Origin of the sequence: Microcystis sp. M53598_WE2, from assembly GCF_030067735.1 — a bacterium.
Taxonomy (GTDB): Bacteria; Cyanobacteriota; Cyanobacteriia; order Cyanobacteriales; family Microcystaceae; genus Microcystis; species Microcystis aeruginosa.
Map to the genome: position 1 here is coordinate 1 of NZ_JASJFE010000658.1, position 5,554 is coordinate 5,554.

The following is a 5,554-nucleotide window of genomic DNA, read 5'->3' on the forward strand; positions in this document are numbered from 1 at the left end:
CAGCAGCCGGTGCGTTCTTCTTTAGGCAATTGAAGAGCTAGATTATATATAGAAAAATTTGAGCGCATCATCATATAATTTAACAGAGGTTGATCGACTGCCATAGGATAAACTATTTCTGCTTCTCCTGCTCGCAATTGTTCGATTAGCCAATTACGGCGTTCCCCGTCAAATAAACCTTTTTTTGAGCCATAAAAACCCGAACAGAAAATTTCTTGGTTAAGACGTTCTTGGGGAAAGATTTCTAATAATTTTGAGGAAGTAACTTCATAAACGTGGGTGATATCTTTGTGCTGAAAATCGTAGACCACACAATCATAATTATCTAACTGTGCAAAAACCCGATCTAAGGGACTCATCAATAGGGTATCACCATCCATGTAGATAAAGCGATCGAACGGCCCATCAAAGGCACAATAACGACGATGGGTACCAAAACGATGATAACCTTTGCTACCAGCCTTTAACCAGCGTTCTTTAGCGGTAGGATGGGGTTCCCAAGCAGATTTAGCGAAATTATCCCAGCGTTCGATAATTTCCTGATTATCAAATAACTGTACCTTAGGACGTTGAGCAATTTCCGCCTTGATACGTTCGGTGTTGTCATCGTAGGGATAGACACAAACAGGAAGAGCCTTTCCCGCATTTACCTCGATGCTGTTGAGTAGGGCGACTAATTGATCGTAAACGCGATCGTTGGCTAAGGTACAAATACCTTCCATAAGTAATCCCAAGTAGAAAAATCAAAACATCCTATCTTTCCCCTTATTTTAGGGAGGATCTTAACTTATGTAATAAATATTTACAATTACAGCGTTTCTCACACCAATGAAGTATGATCTAATTTGCTATCATCCCCAGACGACCAGCTAATGTTGCTCCTTGGCTGTTCCCCGTTTCCTAAAACCAGAGACTTCCTAACTCACCCTTAAGATAACTGATACTAAATCCGTTGAGTATAGGCTACATATCAGGACAGGCAAAAGGGGCAACAAATAATCAGTCTTTAATAACCTGAAAACTGATTATTCACTCCTAATTATTATTTTCCTAAACCGAGTTTTCTGGTTACTTTTTGCCAAAAGGTTGGGGTAGGTGGTTGATAGGGTTTGGGACTACCGGTAAATATAGGACGTTGACTAGGTTCGTAGAGATAACGATAGTGTAAGAAAATATCTCGATAGGGAAAATCGAGATTTTCACCGCTACAAAGTCGAGTGAACAGAGAGGAAGATAAACCAATGTAGTGAAGGTATGTCAAGCGTTTGCCCTGATCGTAAAGAATATTATCTAAAGCCTGAAAATGGGGAGAGGTGACACAGCAGCCGGTGCGTTCTTCTTTAGGCAATTGAAGAGCTAGATTATATATAGAAAAATTTGAGCGCATCATCATATAATTGACGATAGTTTGATCGGGAGCCATCGGATAGAGAATTTCCGCTTCCCCTGCTCGCAATTGTTCTATGAGCCAATCTCGCTGATTTTCATCGAATAAACCAGTTTTAGAAGCGTAGAAACCTGCACAAAAAATCTCTTTTTCGATACGATCACGGGAAAAAACCTCGAATAATTTTGGTTGAGAAACTTCGTAGACATGAGTGGGATCTTTATGCTGAAAGTCATAAACAACACAATCGTGCCTATCTAGGATAGCGAAGATTTTATCAATGGCATCGAGTAGCAAGGTGTCCCCATCCATGTAGATAAAACGCTCGAAGGGACTATCAAAAGCAATAAAACGGTGGTGCATTCCCATACGATAATATCGGTCAGTGCAACCCGATTTCAACCAACGTTCGCGGGCTTGCGGGTGGCTATCCCAAATCGACTTGGCGAAATTTTCCCAGCGTTCGATAATTTCCTGATTATCAAATAACTCTACATTAGGACGTTGAGCAATTTCCGCCTTGATACGTTCGGTGTTGTCATCGTAGGGATAGACACAAACAGGAAGAGCTTTTCCCCCATTGACCTCGATGCTGTTGAGTAGGGCGACTAATTGATCGTAAACGCGATCATTGGCTAAGGTACAGATACCGTCCATAAGTAATCCCAAGGAAAAAAATTAAAACTTATTATCTTTGCCGTTAGTTTAGCTTATTTTTGTCGATAAATTATAGTCTCAAGTTTCTCACAACAGAAAGACTACCCGCTCGGCTATACCCAAAACCGATCGATTTAGCGTTTGCGTTTGAGTAATTTAGAAATGCGTCGATTGTACCGCAACCAACGCCAGATTTTAATAACTAATTCCTCCACCCATAAAATAATCGCATCTAATCCCTCTAAAATCCGTTCTAAGGGGTGTTTAACGTAGCCGACGGGGGTTGATTCGGTTTCTAACCATTCCTCGTTAATTGGTTGAATTATTTCCTTGGCATAGCGGGGATCTAATTGGGTGGCGGGGGGGGATTCTCCTGGGGGGATTTTTTGTAAAGATTTATTTTGTTTTTCTTGACTAAAAGCTTTTTTTGTGCTATGAGGCTCGGCTGGTGTGCCTGGGGACTGGGGAAGGGGATAAGCGGGGTTAAGGCGGGTTTTTTCGGAGTCTTGGGGAGAAATCGCCAATATATCGGCGGATTCTAGCCAATTTTGCTCGCTGACGGCGGAAAATGTCAGGGATTGGCCAGAAGCAAAGAAGTGGTCGATCGCCGCTTGGATGAGTTTGCCGATCGTGAAGGGATCCGCTTGGGTTTGTTTTTCTAGCCAATCCTGGAGACGTTGCTTGAAGGTGATCAGCAGAGAATTAGGAAGACTTAAGGGATATTTTGCCGATAACGCGGGTGAATCAGCACTATATTCTAAATTATTCTTCTCTTTTGCCCAGAAATGCTCGATCGCAGCATAAATTAACCAATAAAGTCGCCAGAGATAGGAGGAATTTTTCTCGAGAGTCGGGGACTGGTTAACGAGATCGGAAGGTAGGTTAGAGGTGTGGCTAACACTGCTGGGGATTGCGGGGGAGATAGCGAGAAATTTAGCCTCGAAAATTGCTAATTTTTCGTCAATGACTTCTAAAATCGCTTGAGAATTTAAATTAGGCAGTGGTAAGGAGGGTGGTGTCGGGGTTTTGACGAGATGGGATTCCTGGAAGAGATTTATGGCGATCGCTATTTGTCCCTGTTGTTCCCAGCGTAGTAGGTTCCAAAACCAACGGATCGGGGGCAAGACAGGATTTTTATCGGTAAAATTCGGTAATAAAGGTGGATATTGAGGATTTAATCGCTTAATTTTCCGGTTTTCGAGGGCGTAGTTAGCCAGTGCCGTTCTAATTTGTTTTTCTATTTGTCTTTGGGTTTGATTATCGGTGATTTTAACAGTCTGGTGATCGTTAGTGACGAAAACTAAAGCTTGATCCTCTAGATCGGCTGCTATGCCAATAAATGGCGTTTCTTGGTCAGATAAGCTCTGTAGAAATTCTTTGATCGCATCCGTCCCATCTTTTCCGGGGGGTGATAATTGTTTCTGGAGACTGTTCCCTAATTGATTAGCCGTCATCCGCAGGGATTGTACCAGCAAATAGACGGGATAGAGGGCTATTTGCAGGGCAATAGCGATCGCATTTTGACCGCGACGGGAGACGCGGCCGAGGTTATCTTTCAGACGGATCAAGCGACGGTTGATCAGGTTGAACAGTCGGCTTTTATAGGGATCGGCAGCCATGGATTTTGGGCGATAACATCTTCATTTAGACTATCCTATTGTGCAAGGGCGGGATAAAAAAATTTTTTGCCAAAACCCTTGACTCCCAGAAAGATTATTGTTATATTTAAAAAGGTCTGAAATCCACGCCCCCATCGTCTAGTGGCCTAGGACACCTCCCTTTCACGGAGGCGACAGGGATTCGAATTCCCTTGGGGGTATGAAAAGAAGGTCAGAAGTGTCAAGCTTCTGACTTTTCGGTTTTTTTCTCCCGTTGATGGCTTTTCGGTAAGGTGACGGTGAAGATTGTTCCTCGATCGATCTGACTTTCGACGCTAATTTGTCCATGATGACTGAGGGTAATCGCTAAAGCGATCGCTAATCCTAATCCTGTTCCCCCGGAAGTGGCGGAATTTTGTCGTGCGGGATCGAGACGATAAAAGCGATCGAAAATATGGGACAAAGCAGCCTCGGGAATACCGATTCCGTTATCTTTGATGCGTACCAGTAACACCGATTGTCGATCGCGTTTACTTTTCTCCAATTCCACTGCCACATTTTTAGGCTCAGATTCGGGCAAAAAAGCGTGTTTTAGGGCATTAGAAATTAAATTTGTGAATAAACGGGCTAATTGATCCCAATCTCCCTGCATAGTAAACATTTCATCGCTGTAGGAAAAATCCTCTTGGTCCGGTTCCACAATCGACAAAGAGAGGGAAATTCCCTGCTTATCGGCGATTAAACGCTGTTCTTCCACCACTTCCATCAATAAAGCATCCAAAGGTACAGCTTGCTCGATCGGTTGGACGATGCCACTATCAGAACGGGCTAAAAAGAGCAGATCATTGACTAAATTGCCCAATCTTTCCGTTAAACGATCGATCACTTGCAAGCGTTGATGGCCAGTTTGGGGATAGGCGATCGCCATTTGCACGTTAGTTTGGATAGTGGCGATCGGATTGCGTAATTCATGGGAAGCATCGGCGGTAAATTGTTTTAAACTCTGATAGGACTCTTTTACGGGTTGAATGGCTAAACCGGACAAAAACCAACCAATCCAGGCGACACTGGCAATCATCAGGCAAATTCCGACGATTAAATCCCATAATAGCTGTCTAATCGGTTTTGTCACCTCAAACCAAGGATGACTTACCCGCAGATATCCCAAAACATAATGACCGATTTCCACCCTTTCGGTTACTTGTCGCAGCAGACGATTATCGGATAAGCGAATAGTTTCCCCTTGACGGTGGGGATGGAGGGGAATATCTAAGGATTCGGCCAGAGTTGACCAAAGTAGATTACCTTGGGGATCAAACCATTCCAAATCTATATGATCGTCCTCGACGGATTTACCCTGACTGGGAAAACTTGCGAGGGGATCGACGCGATAACGTCCTTGATCCGGGGGAATCGATTCGATCACGAGGGAACGATTTACCACCTCAATGATGTGTTTGAGGGTATCATCAATGCGATCCACTAGGGTATGGCGCACATAAAAATACATTCCCGTAGCGAGAAAAAGCAGTAGTATGGCAGTGACAACAGTGTACCATAAGGCTAAACGGCGGCGAGTGGCTTGGAACACCGATAATCTATGGATTGGCTAGAGATTTTTAGAGCAATGTATCCTATTTTACATTGATCGATTTAATAATCGAGAATAAATTATTTTTAGCTATAGGGAAAAACTGACGGTTGCCAAGAATAGCTAGACTTGAACGCTCATAGTCCTTAAAAATTGCCCCTAACAAAAGTATTTTTAGATACATTCTCCTCAATAATTGTTTGAATAGAACTACAAAAGCAGTCAAAGTGAATTATATTTAACCCTATGGTGACAGGGCTGACAGGAACGGCTAAAAATATTTTTGAGCTTATGTGAATTAATCACAACTATAAATGATGA

4 protein-coding genes and 1 tRNA gene are annotated in these 5,554 nt (G+C 42.9%); 1 reads left to right on the forward strand and 4 read right to left on the reverse strand.

The window, feature by feature from the left end:
- The 3 genes from PX636_RS13380 to PX636_RS13390 form a co-directional block, all read right to left on the reverse strand.
- The coding region (locus PX636_RS13380; protein WP_288117561.1) for an Npun_R2821/Npun_R2822 family protein at nt 1-722 on the reverse strand (722 nt) is incomplete at its 3' end.
- A 320-nt stretch (nt 723-1,042) separates the two neighbouring features.
- A complete protein-coding gene (locus tag PX636_RS13385) occupies nt 1,043-2,044 on the reverse strand; it encodes an Npun_R2821/Npun_R2822 family protein (RefSeq protein ID WP_288117562.1) in 1,002 nt (333 codons plus the stop codon).
- Nucleotides 2,045-2,178: 134 nt separating this feature from the next.
- Nucleotides 2,179-3,663, reverse strand: a complete 1,485-nt coding sequence (locus tag PX636_RS13390; RefSeq protein WP_288117563.1) for a hypothetical protein — start codon at nt 3,661-3,663, stop codon at nt 2,179-2,181.
- 127 nt (nt 3,664-3,790) lie between these two features.
- On the opposite strand from PX636_RS13390, the gene PX636_RS13395 reads away from it, so the two are divergent.
- Nucleotides 3,791-3,863 (forward strand) — tRNA-Glu (locus tag PX636_RS13395).
- Between the two features lie 20 nt (nt 3,864-3,883).
- Here PX636_RS13395 and PX636_RS13400 read toward each other — a convergent pair.
- Entirely contained in the window at nt 3,884-5,233 is a 1,350-nt protein-coding gene (locus PX636_RS13400) for a sensor histidine kinase (RefSeq protein ID WP_288117564.1), read from the reverse strand.
- Between the last annotated feature and the right edge of the window lie 321 nt (nt 5,234-5,554).

What these genes read in the sequence shown, in the direction of transcription:
- PX636_RS13385 (WP_288117562.1), bottom strand. Translation starts at nt 2,044, where the DNA reads ATGGACGGTATCTGTACCTTAGCCAATGATCGCGTTTACGATCAATTA.
- PX636_RS13390 (WP_288117563.1), bottom strand. Translation starts at nt 3,663, where the DNA reads ATGGCTGCCGATCCCTATAAAAGCCGACTGTTCAACCTGATCAACCGT.